The 18,749-nt window shown below is 48.3% G+C and carries 12 protein-coding genes; 5 read left to right on the plus strand and 7 right to left on the minus strand.

Annotation, left to right across the window (positions count from 1 at the left end; all coding sequences use genetic code 11):
- Positions 1 to 13 precede the first annotated feature (13 nt).
- Positions 14 to 736 (plus strand): glycerophosphodiester phosphodiesterase, encoded by a 723-nt coding sequence (locus tag KXJ80_RS20785; protein ID WP_069453625.1) that lies wholly within the window; start codon positions 14 to 16, stop codon positions 734 to 736.
- Positions 737 to 759: 23 nt separating this feature from the next.
- Here the strand turns inward: KXJ80_RS20785 and KXJ80_RS20790 are convergent, their stop codons facing one another.
- Positions 760 to 1,095, minus strand: coding sequence for a DUF3392 domain-containing protein (locus KXJ80_RS20790; RefSeq protein WP_037414115.1), 336 nt, complete (start codon positions 1,093 to 1,095; stop codon positions 760 to 762).
- An 88-nt stretch (positions 1,096 to 1,183) separates the two neighbouring features.
- Here KXJ80_RS20790 and KXJ80_RS20795 point away from each other — a divergent pair, with 88 nt between their 5' ends.
- The gene (locus tag KXJ80_RS20795; protein WP_218737497.1) at positions 1,184 to 2,116 is read left to right on the plus strand and encodes a D-2-hydroxyacid dehydrogenase; all 933 of its coding nucleotides are present in this window, start codon (positions 1,184 to 1,186) and stop codon (positions 2,114 to 2,116) included.
- Positions 2,117 to 2,200: 84 nt separating this feature from the next.
- Here the strand turns inward: KXJ80_RS20795 and KXJ80_RS20800 are convergent, their stop codons facing one another.
- Positions 2,201 to 3,775, minus strand: a complete 1,575-nt coding sequence (locus KXJ80_RS20800) for a methyl-accepting chemotaxis protein (RefSeq protein WP_144376600.1) — start codon at positions 3,773 to 3,775, stop codon at positions 2,201 to 2,203.
- A 243-nt stretch (positions 3,776 to 4,018) separates the two neighbouring features.
- Between KXJ80_RS20800 and KXJ80_RS20805 the strand changes: the two genes are divergently transcribed.
- On the plus strand, positions 4,019 to 4,210 hold the full coding sequence (locus KXJ80_RS20805) for a bacterioferritin-associated ferredoxin (RefSeq protein ID WP_037414050.1): 192 nt from the start codon (positions 4,019 to 4,021) through the stop codon (positions 4,208 to 4,210).
- 193 nt (positions 4,211 to 4,403) lie between these two features.
- Here KXJ80_RS20805 and KXJ80_RS20810 read toward each other — a convergent pair whose 3' ends face one another.
- Positions 4,404 to 5,060: a thiopurine S-methyltransferase gene (locus KXJ80_RS20810; protein WP_047534679.1), complete on the minus strand. Its 657-nt coding sequence runs from the start codon at positions 5,058 to 5,060 to the stop codon at positions 4,404 to 4,406.
- A gap of 107 nt (positions 5,061 to 5,167) precedes the next feature.
- On the minus strand, positions 5,168 to 5,506 hold the full coding sequence (locus KXJ80_RS20815; RefSeq protein ID WP_037414054.1) for a hypothetical protein: 339 nt from the start codon (positions 5,504 to 5,506) through the stop codon (positions 5,168 to 5,170).
- Between the two features lie 241 nt (positions 5,507 to 5,747).
- Between KXJ80_RS20815 and KXJ80_RS20820 the strand changes: the two genes are divergently transcribed.
- Positions 5,748 to 7,556, plus strand: coding sequence for a protein kinase domain-containing protein (locus tag KXJ80_RS20820; protein ID WP_218737498.1), 1,809 nt, complete (start codon positions 5,748 to 5,750; stop codon positions 7,554 to 7,556).
- Between the two features lie 45 nt (positions 7,557 to 7,601).
- Here the strand turns inward: KXJ80_RS20820 and KXJ80_RS20825 are convergent, their stop codons facing one another.
- From KXJ80_RS20825 to KXJ80_RS20835, 3 genes are all read right to left on the minus strand, one after another.
- Entirely contained in the window at positions 7,602 to 10,004 is a 2,403-nt protein-coding gene (locus tag KXJ80_RS20825; RefSeq protein ID WP_218737499.1) for a zinc-dependent metalloprotease, read from the minus strand.
- 80 nt (positions 10,005 to 10,084) lie between these two features.
- Complete coding sequence (locus KXJ80_RS20830; RefSeq protein ID WP_055646849.1) at positions 10,085 to 13,795, minus strand: response regulator; 3,711 nt, start codon at positions 13,793 to 13,795, stop codon at positions 10,085 to 10,087.
- 220 nt (positions 13,796 to 14,015) lie between these two features.
- Positions 14,016 to 15,410 carry a PhoH family protein gene (locus KXJ80_RS20835; RefSeq protein WP_011627270.1) on the minus strand — a complete coding sequence of 465 codons (1,395 nt, stop codon included), beginning with the start codon at positions 15,408 to 15,410 and terminating at the stop codon, positions 14,016 to 14,018.
- Positions 15,411 to 15,800: 390 nt separating this feature from the next.
- Between KXJ80_RS20835 and rapA the strand changes: the two genes are divergently transcribed.
- A complete protein-coding gene (gene rapA, locus KXJ80_RS20840) occupies positions 15,801 to 18,707 on the plus strand; it encodes an RNA polymerase-associated protein RapA (protein ID WP_218737500.1) in 2,907 nt (968 codons plus the stop codon).
- Positions 18,708 to 18,749: the final 42 nt, after the last annotated feature.

Here is an 18,749-nt window from a genome sequence, read left to right on the forward strand (position 1 = left end):
TAGGAAAAATCACATGCTTATTTTTGCTCACCGTGGTGCCAGCGGTTATGTGGCGGAAAACACCTTAGCCGCCATGGCCAAAGCGATTGAATTAGGTGCCAAAGCCATTGAGTTGGATGTGCACAATGTCGAAGGTGAGTTAGTCGTATTTCATGACCGCAGGCTCGACAATAAAAGCTCAGGCCAAGGCATTATCCATTTAGTAAATAAGGGCTACCTAGAGCAAGTCACAGTTAAAGGCGAACCCATCCCCACGCTTTGGCAAGTGCTCGAACTAGTCGCTGGTCGCGCCACGGTAAACATTGAACTTAAAGGCGTAAATACAGTAACGCCACTCCTCGAACTTTATCCAAAAGCCATCACCGAGCTAGGGTTCAGTACCGAGCAATTACTGATTTCCTCCTTTAATCATCCTTATTTACAGCAAGTTAAACAGGCTCTGCCACAGGCATTAGTGGCGCCCTTGCTCGCCAGTATTCCCCTCGATGGCGCAGCGGTCGTAAGCGAGCTAAACGCATATTCTTTGCATTTAGATGTGAGTTTTATCAGCCAAGCTCTAGTGGATGACGCCCACCAAAGAGGCGCTAAGGTGTATGTTTACACCGTCGATCACCGCGATGATATTCATGCACTTAAGCAGCTTGGTGTCGATGGCATCTTCAGCAATTACCCCGACCGTGCGATGCAGGCGCTAGCACACCCGACCAATACAGACTATCGCGGTTATTTCGAATAACCGCATTTCACGGACTTAACGCCTTAAGCTTGGCTATTTCGCTGTGCCCAATAGCCGATAAAAATAAACATGGCGACGATCAGCAAAAACATCCAATGGGATGGCATGGCAACGATTTGCCTTGCCACCCAAGGCGTGGCTTTAACGATCAATAGGCCATAACCAAAGGCATTCACAATGATAAAAACCAAGGTTCGCAGGATAAAAGAGTGACCAACTAAATGCCGTCTGATGATGCGATTCATATCGGCTGAAAACACTAAAATCAAACACACCACCATGGCCGTGGCGATATCGAAGGACCAAGGACGCAACATATTTCCTAAATGGCCAATAATGGCGACTAACTGATCAAACATAAGACTCAACCTAAATAGCTCTGCAAAAATTAAAACAAGACAGCAGCATATTGAAAAATAAAGACAATCAAGCATAAAGGGAGACGACATGGGGCACAAGTTACTCTTACTCACTAAGGCGAATGAACAATATCGCCAGCTCATTGAGGCGCAGCAGTTACCCGACCTTGAGTTGCTTGATGATAATCCCACCAATATTACAGAGGCCGATATCTGGCTTGCCGAGCCCAAACTTGCCGCGCCGCTAGTGCCCCATGCTAAAGAGCTAAAATGGTTGCAATCCAGTTTTGCGGGCATTGATGCCCTGATGGGGCCAAGGGCAAGAAAGGATTATCAACTTACCAACATCAAAGGGATTTTCGGCCCCTTGATGAGTGAGTATTTGTTTGGTTATCTGCTCGCCCACGTGCGAGGACACCATTTCTACCAAGCGCAACAGCGGCAAAAAATTTGGCAAGTGCAAAATGCTACGCGCAGCAGCTTGCAAGGGATGCGATTATTACTCTTAGGCACAGGTTCCATCGCCCAGCACGTGGCCAAGACCGCTAAACAGTTCGGCATGCATGTTACTGGGATAAACCGCAGCGGCCGTGAGATCGAGGGCTTTGATGTAATGTTGCCGCTTTCACAGCTCGCACAATGCTTAAGCCACAGCGATGTGGTCACTAACTTACTGCCAAGTACACCAGAAACGCGCCAGCTTCTGAATGAGTCAATGCTCGCTAAGCTGAAAGCCGATGCTATTTTGGTAAATGTTGGCCGCGGTGATGTACTCGATCTCGATGCCCTCAATGCCCAGCTGATTGCCCAACCTGCGCAGCAAGCCATTCTCGATGTGTTCATGCAGGAGCCACTCCCTGCAACGCATCCGATTTGGGAGAGGCCAAACGTCATTATCACGCCCCATATCTCAGCGCCGAGTCAACCTGAGCAAATCGTTCGTATTTTTAGCGACAACTATCGCCGCTACATCGCAGCAGAGCCCTTGCAAAATCAGGTCGATTTTACTCAGGGCTATTAATCGAGGCTCAATCCCTACGGCAGAAAAGAAAAGGCAATCAAAGATTGATTGCCTTTTGATTCAAACTTTTGGATAGCGACGATACTAAACTTTAAAACTGCGTTTTAAAAACTGCCCAACCAACACGGTATGGGAATCCATTTCGCTAATCACTTCATCATTGAGGTCAACCATTTCACAGCCAAGTTGGTGGCTGGAATGGGTAAACTGTGACACATTAACCACGCTTCGGTTCATCTCATTCGCCACACTCGATTGCTCTTCCACCGCACTGGCAATATGGTGATTCATATCGGTAATGGTCACTATGGCCTCACGTATGGTACGCAGCGCCGCACCCGCTAAATCCGCTGTGGTAATACATTCGGAGGCAGCTTCAACCCCTTCATGCATACTTTGCACAGCTTTATTTGTCCCCTGCTGCAACAGATTAATCATACTGTGGATTTCCTTTGTTGCATCATGGGTACGTTTCGCTAACGCCCGCACCTCATCGGCAACAACCGCAAAACCACGTCCTTGCTCCCCTGCCCGCGCAGCTTCAATGGCGGCATTTAATGCCAATAGGTTTGTTTGCTCTGCAATGCTTTGAATGACATCCAGCACCCTACCAATATCTTTACTATGCCCTTCTAATTCGCTGATTACTTTTGAGGTTTCGTGCAACTGTTGCGCCATGGCCTGAATAGATTGAATCGTACTCAGCACAGTTTTATCGCCGTTGATTGTTTGCTCTGATGCCATCTGCGAAGCGCTCGCCGCATCGGCACAGTTAGAAGACATATCACCAAGGGTTGCTGTCATTTGCTGCATTGCAGTTGCTACTTGCTCGATCTCAGAAAGCTGTGACTGGCTTGTATTTTGAATTTCTTCGCCTTTTGCCGCTGATACTTTGGCTTCTTGAGTCACCTTATCGCAGGAATCACGGGCACGACCTAGCACAGATTTTAACTCTGAGTTTTGCATTTGCAGTGCAAGCTCTATCGCGCCAACATCATCGGATTGTCCAGTGTAGATATATGCCATTAAAGGGTTATCGTAGATTTTCTTCGCCTTAGCGACCAAAGCCCGATACCGACCTAAAATCAAATTACCGCCAATAAACAGCACTAAGGCACTGATGGCTAGCGCCATAAATCCCACCACTCCCACTTGCAGCGCCAAATACAGCATGGGCAACAAAGCCGCAAACACTAAAAGCGCCAACTTAGTTGGCATATCCAAGATTCGCTTCAATGCGTTAACATGGCCGCTTTTATTTAACTCGGCGTAGGCCGCCTCTGCTCTGTTGATCTGTTCGCGGCTGGGTTTAGTCCGTACCGACTGAAACTCGGCCACCTGGCCATTAATAACAATGGGAGATACATAAGCATCAACCCAATAATGGTCACCATTGGCACAGCGGTTTTTAACAATGCCTTTCCAAGGTTCACCTTTACGGATAGTTTTCCAGAGGTCTTCAAACGCTTGAGGGGGCATATCGGGGTGACGCACCATATTGTGGGGTTGCCCCAACATCTCATTGAGGGTATATCCCGCTACAGTGCAAAAGGATTGATTGGCGTAGGTTATATGACTCTGAGTGTCAGTGGTCGACAGTAAAATCCAATCCGCTGGATAGTCATATTCACGTTGTGTTACAGGCAAATTTTTTCTCATGATAACCCTTGGATCTATTATGAATTTATTATTCAGTCATCCATGAGCTATCCTTCCCTGATACCAATTCAATCATCCATTTTGATCTAAACACTCAGCCTTGGTTCACGCTCTTTGAGATTAGCTCAAAAAATGTGCTAAAGGTAACAAAATAGAAAATTGACAAAACAAGACCACCAACAATATTGCATTTGATAAGCGTTTTCATTTAGAATTAGCCCAACTTATGTTGGAGTTCCAAAAATGTACGTTTGTCTTTGTCACGCCATCACAGATACTCAGATCAAAAACGCAGTAAGCCAAGGCGATACAAGTCTTGCTGACGTTAAAAAGCGTTTAGGCGTTGCCGATCAATGCGGCAAATGCGCAAGAATGGCCGTACAAATCATCCAAAACCAACTCGAAATCGAGCCTAATTACTACGAAGTCGCTTAACTTAGAATCTTCAACCCCTTTAAGCAAAACATCATTTTTGTGTTAACTGCTATTCCTAATCGCTAACATCCACATCGTTTTGAGATATTGCACAATATCAAGCTTAAAAACAGATATTGCCGCACATCCCCTTAATGGGACATCCCACTCAGTCAACAGCACAAATGCTGTCGCTCAATGGGATTCACTCTGTTTATCGGCGTTTTAATAAATACGCAGCTTCATTCAACCAAGGGACTTCTTTCTTAACAAACCTCGGGTTGTCCGCAAGCACGTCCTGACAATCCAAGAGCTGGATTTCAAAATCGTCACTTAAATGTGTTTCTACCCAAGTTGGCGACACAGCAAAAGGTGGCCCACTTAAAGCGTCCTGCGGGTAGTCTAAGGTCACCAATAGCCCAACACTGCCCGAAGGCAATAACTGCGCTAATTGCTTGGCATATTGCGCCCGCATACTCTCGGGCCAGGCAATCAAGGCTGCGCGATCATAAAAACCACTCACCTTAGCGGTAATAGACTGAGGTAAGGTGAAGATATCGCCTTGATACAAACTTATCTGTTCGGTTTGGTAATGCTGATGTTCGCCCTCTGCACTTTGCTGCATTGGCAATTGGTTATCGCTAAAAAACTGTTGAACAGCGAGTTCATTCAACTCACAACCAATCACTTGATGCCCCTGCTCGGCTAAAAAACACATATCCAAAGACTTACCACACAGGGGAACAAAAACCTTGGCATCGGCGGGAAGCGCCAATTGATGCCAATACGTGACGAGGAAAGGATTAACGTCTTGTTGATGAAAACCAATCTGTTGTTGCTGCCACTTCTCGTGCCAAAAACCAGGTTCCATAGGTATATCTCAAAAGGCTAAAGTTATCCTTACTCTAATGGCATTTACGAGTGGATGCAAAATCTCAAATACGGCAAGTTAATCATAGCGATGGATATAGTTAATGATTAAGACAATGCTTCTTGCACCCGGCGTAACCAAGCACAGTTATCACATTGGCATTGGCGACGGGAAAGATGGTGTGGGCTGAGTGAAGAATCAATAAAGTCGACGGCAATAAGCAATTGCTGCTTAAGCTCGGAGATGGATTTTTGTTCGACGGCCACCAGCTCATCATTCTGGTTCATCCAGATACACTCCATACCTTGGTGGCATGTTAGACACTGCTCATCGCTATCATTAAAAAATACCGCATGCGGACAATGAGTCACTTCCATTGACTGTAAAATTCGCTTACGCGGAAACTCTAATAACTCGATCAATAAAGCCTTATCTGGGGCGGGCATATGCCCTCCTTAAATCCACTTTGTCCACGGGAAATTTAACAAAAATATATCCCAATCCAATGTGCTTAAGATTACCTAGACTCTATACGATTTAACTTGATATAAATCAAAGTCAGCGACGAAATGATGGGATAGGTGAGCCGCAAACAGTGCGCATTTTATCCTCTTAAAATAAATCTCCGCTCCTATTTGCTTAACATACCCGCTTGCTGTTTAAATAACCCAAACAAGGAGCCTCGCATTGCAAACACCCCAACTACAACATTTTTACATTTCCGAAGAGCAATCGATTTATTTGCTCAAGGCTAACGATGCCCGCAAGCACAAGGCGTGGATCCGTTTATGTAAACAACAGTTAAGTAAGTTGGGTTATCGAGAGATTGAATTTATCGGTAAGGGGGCTTATGGCTTTGTGTTTGCGGGAATTAATCAGGCCGACGAAGCCCATGTATTTAAATTCTCAAGAATTAATCTGCCGCAGCATATTCAAGACCGCTTAGAGGAAGAAGCCTTTATGCTGTCCTTGCTTAAACACCCCAATATTCCGGGGGCGATCAAATTTGAGCGGATCGGCAAACAAGGGATTTTAGTGATGGAGCGGGCTAAGGGCGAAGATTTAGAGCAGCTTTGCCGCCGCTTAGGCGCCTTACCTCCCGCAATGGTAATGAGTATCGCCCGCCAGTTAGCCGATATTCTCTACTATCTGCGCACTGGTAAACCCTTAGTACATGGCGATATTAAACCCTCTAATCTTGTTTATGATATTGAAAGCCAACACTTATCCTTAATCGACTGGGGCTCAGCCGTATTTGCACAACGAGATGAATATAACAAGGCCGTCGAAGACAATGTGATGACACTGATGTCGAGCGATCAGCAACACACCAATGCTCGCATGGGAGATGTGTATTTTATTGGAGAAGAACAGCTAAACGGCGCACTCTCCAGCCCGCGTTTCGACGAGCAAGGCGTGGCGGCGACCTTGTATGCCTTGGCCTCTGGACAAGCCAGTCGGTTCGGTGCGCAGGTGATCCCGCCCACCAGCATTGGCTTACCGATGGAATTAGCGCGCACCTTGGAAGGCATGCTCAGTAGTGATGCCGTGCAGCGCAATCTAGCGGGAGATTATTTTCTCAAAAGCATGCGCCACAGCCATAGATTGCACTTACCTGAATTGCCAAAAGCTGAGCTGATGGGGGACATCCCCGTCTGGGTCCAATCCCGTGAAAAAGATGTCGAAACAGTCAGTTACAGTTCGCGTAAATCATTCTTAAAAGAACATAATGCTTACGATCCCATCGCCAAGATGGACGATATTCAACTCGAAAAATACTATCGGAACTTCTTAGCTGGCATGGGCGACACCGAAAAAGGCTTTATCGCCGCCGTGGGTCGTCTAGGCCAATATCCGATCGTGGGCGGACTAGCGATTCATTGGCAAGAAACCGGCGTGTTTATTGATTCTAATCTTGCCATTTACGATGCCAAACAAAAAAGCGCGCTCATCATAGCCGTTAATAATATGGTGACCCTCGCACGGGGAATTAAACGGATCGGCGTCTTTAAGGCCTGCTTTTTTAACGCCAGAGATACGCTACATATCGAGCGTGAAAACATTCACGAACCTTTTGTCGCCAGTGCCGATTTACAACTGCCCTTTGAAGTGGGTGATGTGCCAACCCTCGAGGATAAATCGCGGCTGCATTCTTACTTTGAAGATGGTAAAGATCCGGATGAAAACCTTGAACTACCGAACGAAATCATGGAGGAATTGGCGAGGATCAACCAAATCCACCATACAGGTTGCATTATTTTTGAAGCCCTACCGAACCACTTAAAGATCCACAGTTACTTAAAGTTGCTCAACCCGCGTAAACAGGCGGCGTTTCGCGCCAGCCTCGACCGCATTTTGCATTATGTCGGTAAAATTCAAGGTCATGGCGTTTCCGGCTTTATGAAACTGCCCTATAAAAATACCCGTCGCTTTACCCATATTGAACGTAAGCCCGAGTATTTTTATCCTAAAAATCCAAAAGAAATAGGCGCTTAACGATTCTCTTCGTTAGCGCCTATTATGCTGATAGCCCAAGCAAGACTAGATAGGTGAGCCTGGCGGTAAAGTTAAGGGCTTAGGGATAAGTTTTTTATTAGCATCCAAGAGCCCCGCACTAAGGCCCTGCTCCAAACCGTTATAGTGGGCAGCCACTTTAGCATTGGCTCGGTTAGCTTTGGCTTTGAGCTGCTTTATCACAAATTGAGCACGTTCAAAGAGCGCAGCCTTAACCTCTGGCGCAGTTTGCGGATCATGGTAGGTCGACAAGAGTTCATCGATCACCACCGCATTAACGCGCATCCACACACCTTCAACTAAGCCAAGCTTATCTTCCTGATATAACGTCGCGGCAAATAACTTATTCAGTAGGGTCTCAACCGAGAGTTGCTCATTATCGGCCATCGCCGCTTGGCTCACACGATTTAAGCGTTTTGGCATGAGCAGTAAGCTTACAGTGTGGCGAGCAGACACTTCTGCCATGCCAAGGGGATCGCTCGCCACCCCAAGCCCCGATTCAAACGACTCCCGCGTTGGCAGATAATTGCCCGCTTTAGGGACTAAAATGTCTAACAATGTTTGTGGGACCGTTAGACTTGCTGCATCTAAGGTGCTTAACAACGCATCGAGACCCGACAATTGTAATGGCGGTGCAATATAGCTCCAGCGACCGCCCTCACCGATAGACAAATAGTGATAGTCGGTGCCGCCAATAAATTTTGCGACAGCCTCGATTTGGTAACGATTGAGTAGATAGATAGGTACAAAAGCATCGACCAATTCACCAAGCGGCTCGCCCGGCAATAAGGCCGCTCGACTGAAACCTTCAATCGCCTTGGCACGAATGCGATTTAGCTCCAATAGTTGAGCGATTGGATCATCACCACTGTCCCACAAACTTGCATAGGCATGACTGGCATCCTTTTGGCGAGAGTCGGCTTCACCGATGTAACGCAGTCCCTTACGCGCGACCTCGGCCAACAACTGATTTTGCAGCGCCAACTGGGCAGTCACATCGCCTTCATCGCTATAACCGTAGGCTATGGCAAAGTTATCCCACGGCCCGACACCAACGCCATAAGGTGCTGAAATATCAATATCATTGCCTTTCAGCTGGATCTTGGGATGGGGGTAATCCATCACAGAGGCATCCTGATTGGTTGAGGCGGCAAAGTTATGATCTAACCCTAAGGTATGGCCGACCTCATGGGCAGCAAGTTGCCGAATACGCGCTAAAGCCAGCTCATTAGCGGCCTTCTCTGCCGCCGCTCTATCCTGCCAGCCTGCGGTTAATCCTTTGGCAATCAAATAATCTTGGCGTACCCGTAAGCTCCCTAAGGTCACTTGGCCTTTGATGATTTCGCCAGTACGCGGATCGGTGAGCGCTGCGCCATAGGACCAGCCTCGCGTCGCACGGTGGACCCACTGGATCATGTTATAACGGATATCCTGCGGATCGGCATCGGGCGGCAACAGTTCAACCTTAAAACCGTTGATAAACCCCGCTTGGGTGAAGGCCGTTTCCCACCAGCGTGCGCCATCGAGCAGTGCCGAGCGAATAGGCTCAGGCACACCTGGGTCGAGGTAATAGGTGATAGGTTTAACCACCTCACTAGGCGCAGGGCCTGGGTTCACCTTTTGCAGGCGGTGGCGCAAAATAAACCGCTGCACCAGAGGCTCAGAAAAATCCGTCGCATAGTCGCGGTACTCATCGGATAGATAGCCGCTCATCGGATGATAGGCGCGAACTTGATAGCCTTCGCCTGGCAATTCAACAAAAGAATAACGCATCCGTACTGACATAAAGGTGCCATCGGGCGTGACCTTAGCGACTTGCTCGCCAGCAACATCGCCCTTAAAGGTCAATTGCACATCTACATCGCTATTGTTTTCAAAGGATTTAACTCCTGCGGGCAAAATCGCCGAGCGGGTTAAGTCGAGACGATAATTGCCCTGTCCCGTCTGTTGCAGCACATGTGAGACACCATGCAGATCATTAAGCACTAGCTCGCTAATCGCTACCATATCTGGCTTACCGTCGAGCAATTTTCCCTGCCACAATACCGAATCGGCAAAGGCTTCCTCTACTGCTCGTTTTTCGGCGGCATCTTGGGTATTGGCGCGATACTGGGTGTTCAGTTGCTTAAGCTGGATGTAGGGACCTTGACGTTCAAACTGCACCATGCGGGTTTGACCTAACTGGCCACGATCTAAGCCGATATCGTTAGAGCCAACCCCTTCAGGTAAGCTAGTCACCAAGAGAAAGGGCTGATTGAGGCGACTCACCTCAAGGTATAACTCCCCTTCGCTCGGTTCATAGTAAAAATTGAGAAATCCCTTGGCTACTTGGCTTTGTTTAACAATTTTAGTGCTCGGCAGAGTAGCGGCAACGCTAAGGGCTGGCAAACCTAAGAGCAGGATGGCGAGGGCTAGGCTATGGGGTTTCATCTTTCCTCCTGAACTGGCTGTCTACGTGGTCACGCTATGAAACTAACCACGCGGGGCCATCACTGGCCCCGGGCGAACAATTAATGGTGATTATGTTTGTGCTTAATCCAATGGGTTAAGGTTTCAAATAATTCGGATAGCACGATAGGCTTAGTAATATGGGCATTCATCCCTGCGGCGAGACTCTTTTCCCGATCTCCAGACATCGCATGGGCTGTCATGGCGATAATCGGTAAGGCATCAGCGCTGTAACGTTCACGCAGTGCCCGCGCCGCCGTTAAACCATCCATTACTGGCATTTGAATATCCATTAATACCGCATCAAAGGGCCGCGAGTCGATAATATCCAACGCAATTTGGCCATTTCCTGCGACGACGACTTCGTAACCCGCACTCTTTAACAGCTCTGTCGCGACCTGTTGGTTGATAAAGTTATCTTCAACCAAGAGCACTAAACCTGTGTGCTCACCTTCTTCGACAGCCACTTCAGCAATAGGCTGTGCGACATTGAGCCTTGGCTCGTCGGCAAAGGCGGCAATAATCTCATCGAACAAGCTCGAGGCCTTAAAGGGCTTTTGCAACACAGCAAACACATTGGCACTATCGACTTCAAGTTGCAAAGGTTCAGCCGCATAGGCCGTCATCATAATAATGATTGGCCGTTTCGCGATCCGACCTTCGGCCACCATGGTATCGATGGCGCTAATCACATCACTGCCATCCATTTCTGGCATCATCCAATCGAGCAACAATAAATCGATAGGATCACGCGACAACTTGTACAGCGCCTCGGCGCCGCTCGCGGCAGTATCCACCTCAAAGTGGAAATCGCGCATCAACGCTGAGTAAATTTGCAGTGCCGTTGGGTTATCATCCACCACAAGTGTACGTAAATTATTGAGTTTTTCAGGCACGACTAAGGGCTCGACTTTAGCTTCTTCGGCAATTTCAAAACTGATGGTAAAGCTAAAGGTACTGCCGACGCCTAACTCACTCTGCACTTGCATCTTGCCACCCATCATGGAGACCAAATGCTTACTGATCGATAAACCTAAGCCTGTGCCGCCGTATTTACGGGTCGTCGAGCCATCGGCTTGGGCAAAGGCATCGAATAACTTTTCCTGCTGATCTTTACTGATCCCAATACCGGTATCCCGCACCCAGAATTTTAAGGTAATCCGGTGATCACGCTCGCCGACATCTTCACATCCCAGTTCAATCTCGCCGGATTGGGTAAACTTCACCGCGTTCGACAACAAATTGATCAGCACTTGGCCTAGACGCAGTGGATCGCCCTTAAGAATGAGCCCTGCCGTCACTGGCGCATACAGCAATAATTCAACGCCTTGTTCCTGCGCCTTAAGCGCGTTGAGATCGAGGGCATGATCGAGCACTTTATCCAGCGGAAACGGCACCCGCTCCAACTCTAACTTACCGGCCTCAATCTTAGAGAAGTCGAGAATATCGTTAATAATTCGCAGTAACGACTGCGCCGAGAAACCGGCTTTTTCGAGGTAATCCTTCTGCTGCGCCGTCAGCGAGGTACGCTGCGCCAACTGCAACATACCGATAATAGCGTTCATTGGCGTGCGGATTTCATGGCTCATATTCGCCAAAAATTCACTCTTGTACAGGTTGGCCAATTCCGCATCCTGCTTCGCCTCCAACAGCGCCACTTCGTTACTCTTATGACGCGTGATGTCCTTATGGGTACCGACCATACGCTTAGGCTGACCATCGGTGGTAAATTCCACTACCCGTCCACGGGAAAGCACCCAGTGATAACTACCATTTTTACCTAAAATCCTAAACTCGATCTCATACGCATCGACGGGATTTTGCAGATACTGATTACGATATTCTTCGACCCGAATTCTATCGTCGGGGTGTGTTAGCTGGTCGATAGCCGACACTAACGCTGGGAATTCATTGGGTTTATACCCCAGCATCGAATAATAGGATGGGTTGCAAATAATATGTTCCGAATCCAGATACCAGTCCCATAGACCATCCTCTACCGCATCCATCGCTAAATGGTAACGCTCCTCCGACAGACGTAACTGTTCGGCGGACTCGTACTCACGCGTGACATCGCGCCACACGGCAATTAAGCCTTGCAGCTCACCACGGCGGTTATAGAAAGGCAGTTTCAGGGTGTCGAGCAACACAGGTTTGCCCGCTAACTCGACCTTCTCTTGATAACGCAGCGGCGTGCGATCTTTTAGGATCTGCTCATCCTCGGCACGAATACGAATGCCCATCTCTGGCGAGGTTAAATCCTCCGACGACAGACCGATCATCTCACTTTCGGTGTAACCCAACATCCGCTCGGCGGCCTTGTTACAGCCGAGGTAATTGCCCTCTTTATCTTTAAAGACAATGGCTTCTGGGATGGAGTCGAGTAAGGATCGCAATAACGCATATTCACGTTCGCGGCGCTCGGTAGCATCTTTTAACCGCTCAGTACGACGCGCGACCAGTTTATCGAGTCGTTTATTTTGCTCGGCCAGATGGTGAGTATATTGCTTGTTTTCCTCAAAAATGCGGCTGACCAATAGGAACCAAGGCTCCCAACCAGGGGTGATTTTTTCCGGCGGTTTACGCGGTTCTTGGGAGCAGCCCTCTAAGTGGGATAACAGCCGCGATGCAGGGCTCACAAAAGAGCGGCGCGTTTGCCAGTGCACTATGGTCACCAGCACCGACAGAGCGATGACCACAAGGATAAAGGTCAGTTGCAGTTTTTCGACCGAATCTTGGAACAGATCGTCTTCATTTTGCAGATACAACAAGCGCCAAGGCGCATTATGCAGCGCAACCGAGTGGATATAGTAACCGTTACGAATAATGCCTTCGTGGGCGTCGAATAATTCAGACTCAGGCAACGAATGCAGCTCAGAAGGAATGCGCTGGCTGATGTGATACACCCGATTGATATCAGAGCCATCAAAATCACTGTGGGATAAAATATTATTCTGCTGATCGAGCAGGATCACAGTCCCCGGCATTTTGAAGTACACCCGAATTTGCCGCGCCAATGAGGCTAAGGTCATATCGAGGTTTATCGAGCCCATAAACTCATCGTCGAGATAAACGGGCACACCTAAGGTGGTCAATAAGCCTTTACCTGTGGAGTCGACGTAGGCCTCACTCCAAAACACGCTGCGTTGCGGGTTCATCGCTGGCGTCGCGTATTGGAATTGTTTTTTATTGAGCAACTCGTCTCTAAAACGTTGATCATCATTGGTCCAAGGGAAGTAGGACATCATCCGCTGGCGCGATAAATAATAAATCGCCGAGGCTTTAGGTGCCGCTTCTTTGGCGACAGGGAAAGACAGCGACAACTCGAACAGCATTTCAAGCTCTTGGTAGAACTTATCACTGCGACCATCCAGGGAGCCTGCACCTGTGATCCGTCCCATGTTGGTAAAGGGTTTACCGCCCTTGGCGTAGTTAGGCTCTAAGGTAAAATACTGACCACTCTCGTTAAATTTGCCGTATTGGGGTAAACGATCCTTACGCACTAGCTCACCTAAACGTAGGTGATCCACGGCCACATCCCGCAGACTCTTGACCGCGCGGATGCTCGACTCCAACAGCAAGTCAATTTGCAATACGTGGCGCTCGACCTGCTCTTCGCGCTGCTCCATTTGCTGGGTTTTCTGGCGATCGAAAAACATCCACGCCGTCAGCAACGACAGGACAATCACGCCGATATAGGTATAAAAAACGGCGCGGTTATAGTTCTTTTGGATCGGCGATTTTAATTGGAGATCCGGCTCACTCGATTTCATCCACTACCCTTGATTGCAGCGCTTGATTTTAGCCATCGGTGGCAAAAGTGACTGAGTACATTTATGGCTTCATATATTAGCAGGAAGAAACCCCGAGTCGCATCAAATAATTGCCGTACGAAGGCTGTCAAAGTCTATGATTAGTTGCTTGAAAAATCATAGAAATGCGTAAAAACAAAGGTCCCACGAGTGAGACCTTTTGTAACAATAAAGTAAATAACTAGAGATGTTCTTCGGCGTATTCGGCCAAGCGTGAACGCACCACCCCATTCAAGTACAGGTTGGCACTGCCTTCAAAGTCTTTAAAGCGTTCGACTATGTAGGTTAATCCCGAGGTCACTGCGGTGAGATAATTCGAATCGATCTGCGCTAAGTTACCGCAACAAATCAATTTTGTGCCTTCTCCCATCCGAGTGATCATGGTTTTGATCTGCGACGCCGTCAGGTTTTGACATTCATCCAAGAGCACGATGGAGTTTTGGATAGAGCGGCCGCGCATAAAGTTGATCGACTTAAATTGGATATTCGCCTTCTCCATGATGTAGTTCAAACTGCCGGTCGGATTCACATCATTCTTATGTAGCACTTCTAAGGTATCGGTAATCGCCGCGAGCCATGGCATCATCTTTTCTTCTTCGGTGCCGGGTAAAAAACCTATCGATTCGGCAATTTCTGGCGTATTACGAGTCACAATCACCTTATCGTAGCGATTGCGCTCAACTACCAGTTCAAGCGCAGCCGCCATTGCCAGTAAGGTTTTACCGCAACCCGCTGGCCCCGTTAAGATCACCAGATCAATATCGGGATCGAGCAAGGCTTGCAGCGCCATGCCTTGATAAACATTCTTAGGTTTAACGCCCCACGCCTCGAGGTTTTTTAAGCGCTCGCGGCCCAGATCTAAAATATGCAGATGGGTATCGCTACGCTCGGTGACGCGGCCACAAAAATCAGATTCGGTATCAATCAGATACTGGTTAATGTAGAAGGGTTCGTTGTCTAAATCTTTCAGCGGGACTTCATGAATCGTATGCCGACCGTGGCGCTCGGTGGACACTTTGTTTAAATGCTCCCAAAAATTACCTTCGAACTGATAAAAGCCCTTGCTGAGGAAACGAATATCGTCGATCAGCTGGTCGGTTCGATAATCCTCAACCAATTGAATACCTGCGCCCTTGGCCTTAAGACGCATATTGATATCTTTAGTGACGAGTACCACAGTGCGTGGATGGTGAAGATTTTGTAGATGTAGTGCGGTATTGATAATGCGGTTATCGTTGCCATCCCCCGGCAGGGCACCTAAGGTAAAATCGACAAGATGGTCAGGGAAAATAGACAGCGCCCCTATCGCATCGGCATGCCCTTCTCGACTCGGCAAAGGGACACCATTAATGATTTGTTCCGGTGTTGTATCACCGCCTAGGGTATCTTCCAGCGCCCGTATGGCGACCCTAGCATCCCGACTCACATCACTCTTTCGATCTTTAATCTGGTCTAGCTCTTCTAGCACTGTCATCGGAATGACCACATCGTGCTCTTTAAACGAATAGATCGCCAAAGGTTCATGTAGTAACACATTGGTATCCAGTACAAACAACTTTCTGTCGTCTTGTTCCATGGCGCCTCCAGAGTGCTCGATTATTTTATGTTATATCTCGTTCCCAGTGAGTGGATATGGCTCCTTTGCTGATTGGCGTTAGGTTAAGAATGATCTTTAAGTTCAAGCCTCTACCGTATAAAGATAGCTAGCGGCTTACACTAATATTGGCACCATTCTCAATGAATGCCAACCAAATCATCAGAGACTCGAAAGCAGTGTAGGTCCCTCGATATGACAGAAGCATGACAAAACCTCGAGCTGCAACAGAGAATTTTCTTCACTGTTCAATTTGTAATCTGCTGTGTGGAGAATTAGTCTCTAACGGTTGAGAGGGCGATTCAAATATCCCTAGTATTGATATAACATACGCGCCCTTTGTTAGAGTCCGCCCAGAGATGAGAATTTAAGATGCCGTTTGCCTTAGGACAACGTTGGATAAGTGATACCGAGTCAGAGCTTGGTTTAGGAACAGTCGTACAAGTTGAAGGCCGCATGGTCACAGTGTTATTCCCTGCGACTGGTGAGAACCGTATGTTCTCGCGTAACGAAGCCCCGCTGACCCGCGTCATATACAACCCTGGCGATACGGTTGAAAGCCATGAAGGCTGGAGCCTCTCGGTCGAAGAACTCACCGAAAAAGACGGCCTCGTCGTCTACCACGGAATCCACAGCGAAACAGGTGAGAAAACCAGCCTGCGTGAGACCCTGTTAAACCACAACATTCGTTTTAACAAACCGCAGGATCGCCTGTTTGCGGGTCAGATTGACCGCCTCGATCGTTTCGGCATTCGTTACCAATGCCAGTTACTGCGCAATCAACTGGCGACCTCTGATTTACTCGGCCTACAAGGGCCACGCGTCGGTCTTATCCCCCATCAAATGTGGATCGCCCATGAAGTGGGTCGCCGTTATGCGCCGCGGGTGTTACTGGCCGACGAAGTGGGTTTAGGTAAAACCATCGAAGCAGGGCTAATTATCCACCAACAACTGCTGACAGGCCGTGCCGAGCGGGTATTGATTATTGTGCCGGATACCCTGCGCCATCAGTGGTTAGTGGAAATGCTGCGCCGCTTTAACTTGCGCTTCTCGGTGTTTGATGAGGACCGTTGCGTTGAAGCCTTTGCCGACCACGACAACCCTTTCTATACCGAACAGTTAGTGATTTGTTCACTCGAATTACTGCGCAAAAAGAAACGTCTCGATCAAGCACTCGATGCCGATTGGGATCTGTTAGTGGTTGATGAAGCGCACCATTTAGAGTGGACAGAAGACGCCCCAAGCCGCGCCTACCAAGTGGTTGAAGCCTTAAGCGAAGTCGTACCGGGCGTATTATTACTGACCGCAACACCGGATCAACTCGGTCACGAGAGCCATTTTGCGCGCTTGCGCCTACTCGACCCAGATCGTTTCTATGACTACGACGCCTTCCTTGCTGAAGAAAACAGCTACAAAGATGTCGCCATCGCCGCCGAAGCTTTAGCGGGCGAAAGCAAATTATCCGATACCGCTATCAACAGCTTAACCGAATTACTCAGCGAAAAAGACATAGCGCCGAGCATTCGGTTAATTCAAGCCGAAGGCATCGACAGCGAATTGCAACAAGCTGCCCGCAGCGAATTACTGCAAGAACTGCTTGATCGCCACGGCACTGGCCGCGTGCTTTACCGCAACAGCCGCGCCTCGGTAAAAGGTTTTCCGAAACGTATTTTCAACGCCTATCCCCATGCGATGCCTGAGCAGTATCTTACCGCTGCACGCGTGAATGAGATGATGGGCGGTCGTAAAACCTTAGAAGCGAAAGCGGCACAAGCCTTAAGCCCTGAAAAACTCTATCAAGAATTTGAAGACAACAGCGCCAGTTGGTGGAAATTCGATCCTCGCGTGGATTGGTTAATCGAGTTTTTAAAGTCGCACCGCAGCAAGAAAGTGCTGATTATCGCCAGTGGCGCCGATACCGCCCTGAGCTTAGAAGAAGCCCTGCGTACCCGTGAAGGCATTCAAGCGACCGTATTCCACGAAGGCATGTCGATCATCGAGCGCGATAAAGCGGGTGCTTACTTTGCCCAAGAAGACGGCGGCGCTCAGGCGTTAATCTGTTCAGAAATTGGTTCTGAAGGTCGTAACTTCCAGTTTGCCAGCCACTTAGTGTTGTTCGATCTGCCATTAAACCCAGATTTATTGGAGCAACGTATCGGCCGTTTGGACCGTATTGGTCAAAAGAACGATATCCAAATTCACTTGCCTTATCTGCAAGATACGGCGCAGGAGCGTTTACTCCAATGGTATCACCAAGGTCTAAATGCCTTCGAGCTTACCTGCCCTGGCGGCCATATACTTTTCAGTGAATTTGCCGAAGAATTGTTAAATGTTCTTGTAGGCGGTGATGAAGACGAGCTGACCAATCTGCTCAATCACACCCAAAGCCGTTACAAAGAACTGAAACACGCCATGGAGCAAGGCCGTGATAAACTGCTGGAAATCAACTCCCATGGTGGCGATAAAGCCAAGGCGATTGTCGAGCGTTTAGCCCAAAGCGATCAAGATACTAAACTGATTGGCTCAGTGATCCGCTTGTGGGACATTATCGGTGTCGACCAGGAAGATAAAGGCGAAAACTCGATTATCCTGCGTCCAAGCGAACATATGATGTTCCCGACTTATCCCGGCCTGCATGAGGATGGCGTTACCGTCACCTTCGACCGTGATACTGCACTCTCCCGTGATGATATTGCCTTGATCACCCAAGAGCATCCACTGGTGCAAACCGGCCTCGACTTGATCACCAGCTCGGATACCGGTACTACAAGTGTTGCGATATTAAAAAACAAGGCATTACCTGCGGGCACTCTGTTTTTAGAACTGATTTATATGGCAGATGCCTCGGCGCCTAAATCGAGCCAGCTCTATCGTTATCTACCGCCTACGCCTATCCGTATTCTGCTGGATAAAAATGGCAACGATCTGTCAGCCAAGGTCGATTACACCAGTTTTGACAAACAGTTAAGCGCAGTAAACCGTCATATTGGTAGCAAGTTAGTCACTGCATCACAGCCAATTCTGCATCCGTTATTTGCTAAAGGCGAAGAGTATGCCCAAGTGGCCGTCAATGAGTTAGTAGCTCAAGCGCGCGAGAAGATGACCAGCCAACTCACAGGCGAACTCGAACGTTTAGAGTCCCTCAAAGCGGTCAACCCCAATATCCGTGAGGAAGAATTAGAATACCTACGCAACCAAATGCGGGAGCTGACCACTTACCTCGATGCGAGTCAGTTGCAGCTTGATGCGATTCGTATGGTGCTAGTTAGCCATGTTTAATCTTGATTGGCATTAAACTGAGCCTGATCCGGCTCGCTTAAG

The organism is Shewanella xiamenensis, assembly GCF_024971755.1.
Classification (GTDB): Bacteria; Pseudomonadota; Gammaproteobacteria; order Enterobacterales; family Shewanellaceae; genus Shewanella; species Shewanella xiamenensis.

Coding starts and splice junctions, on each gene's coding strand:
- KXJ80_RS20795 (WP_218737497.1), top strand. CDS start 1,184: ATGGGGCACAAGTTACTCTTACTCACTAAGGCGAATGAACAATATCGC.
- rapA (WP_218737500.1), top strand. CDS start 15,801: ATGCCGTTTGCCTTAGGACAACGTTGGATAAGTGATACCGAGTCAGAG.
- KXJ80_RS20785 (WP_069453625.1), top strand. CDS start 14: ATGCTTATTTTTGCTCACCGTGGTGCCAGCGGTTATGTGGCGGAAAAC.
- KXJ80_RS20800 (WP_144376600.1), bottom strand. CDS start 3,775: ATGAGAAAAAATTTGCCTGTAACACAACGTGAATATGACTATCCAGCG.
- KXJ80_RS20805 (WP_037414050.1), top strand. CDS start 4,019: ATGTACGTTTGTCTTTGTCACGCCATCACAGATACTCAGATCAAAAAC.
- KXJ80_RS20790 (WP_037414115.1), bottom strand. CDS start 1,095: ATGTTTGATCAGTTAGTCGCCATTATTGGCCATTTAGGAAATATGTTG.
- KXJ80_RS20835 (WP_011627270.1), bottom strand. CDS start 15,410: ATGGAACAAGACGACAGAAAGTTGTTTGTACTGGATACCAATGTGTTA.
- KXJ80_RS20815 (WP_037414054.1), bottom strand. CDS start 5,506: ATGCCCGCCCCAGATAAGGCTTTATTGATCGAGTTATTAGAGTTTCCG.
- KXJ80_RS20825 (WP_218737499.1), bottom strand. CDS start 10,004: ATGAAACCCCATAGCCTAGCCCTCGCCATCCTGCTCTTAGGTTTGCCA.
- KXJ80_RS20830 (WP_055646849.1), bottom strand. CDS start 13,795: ATGAAATCGAGTGAGCCGGATCTCCAATTAAAATCGCCGATCCAAAAG.
- KXJ80_RS20810 (WP_047534679.1), bottom strand. CDS start 5,060: ATGGAACCTGGTTTTTGGCACGAGAAGTGGCAGCAACAACAGATTGGT.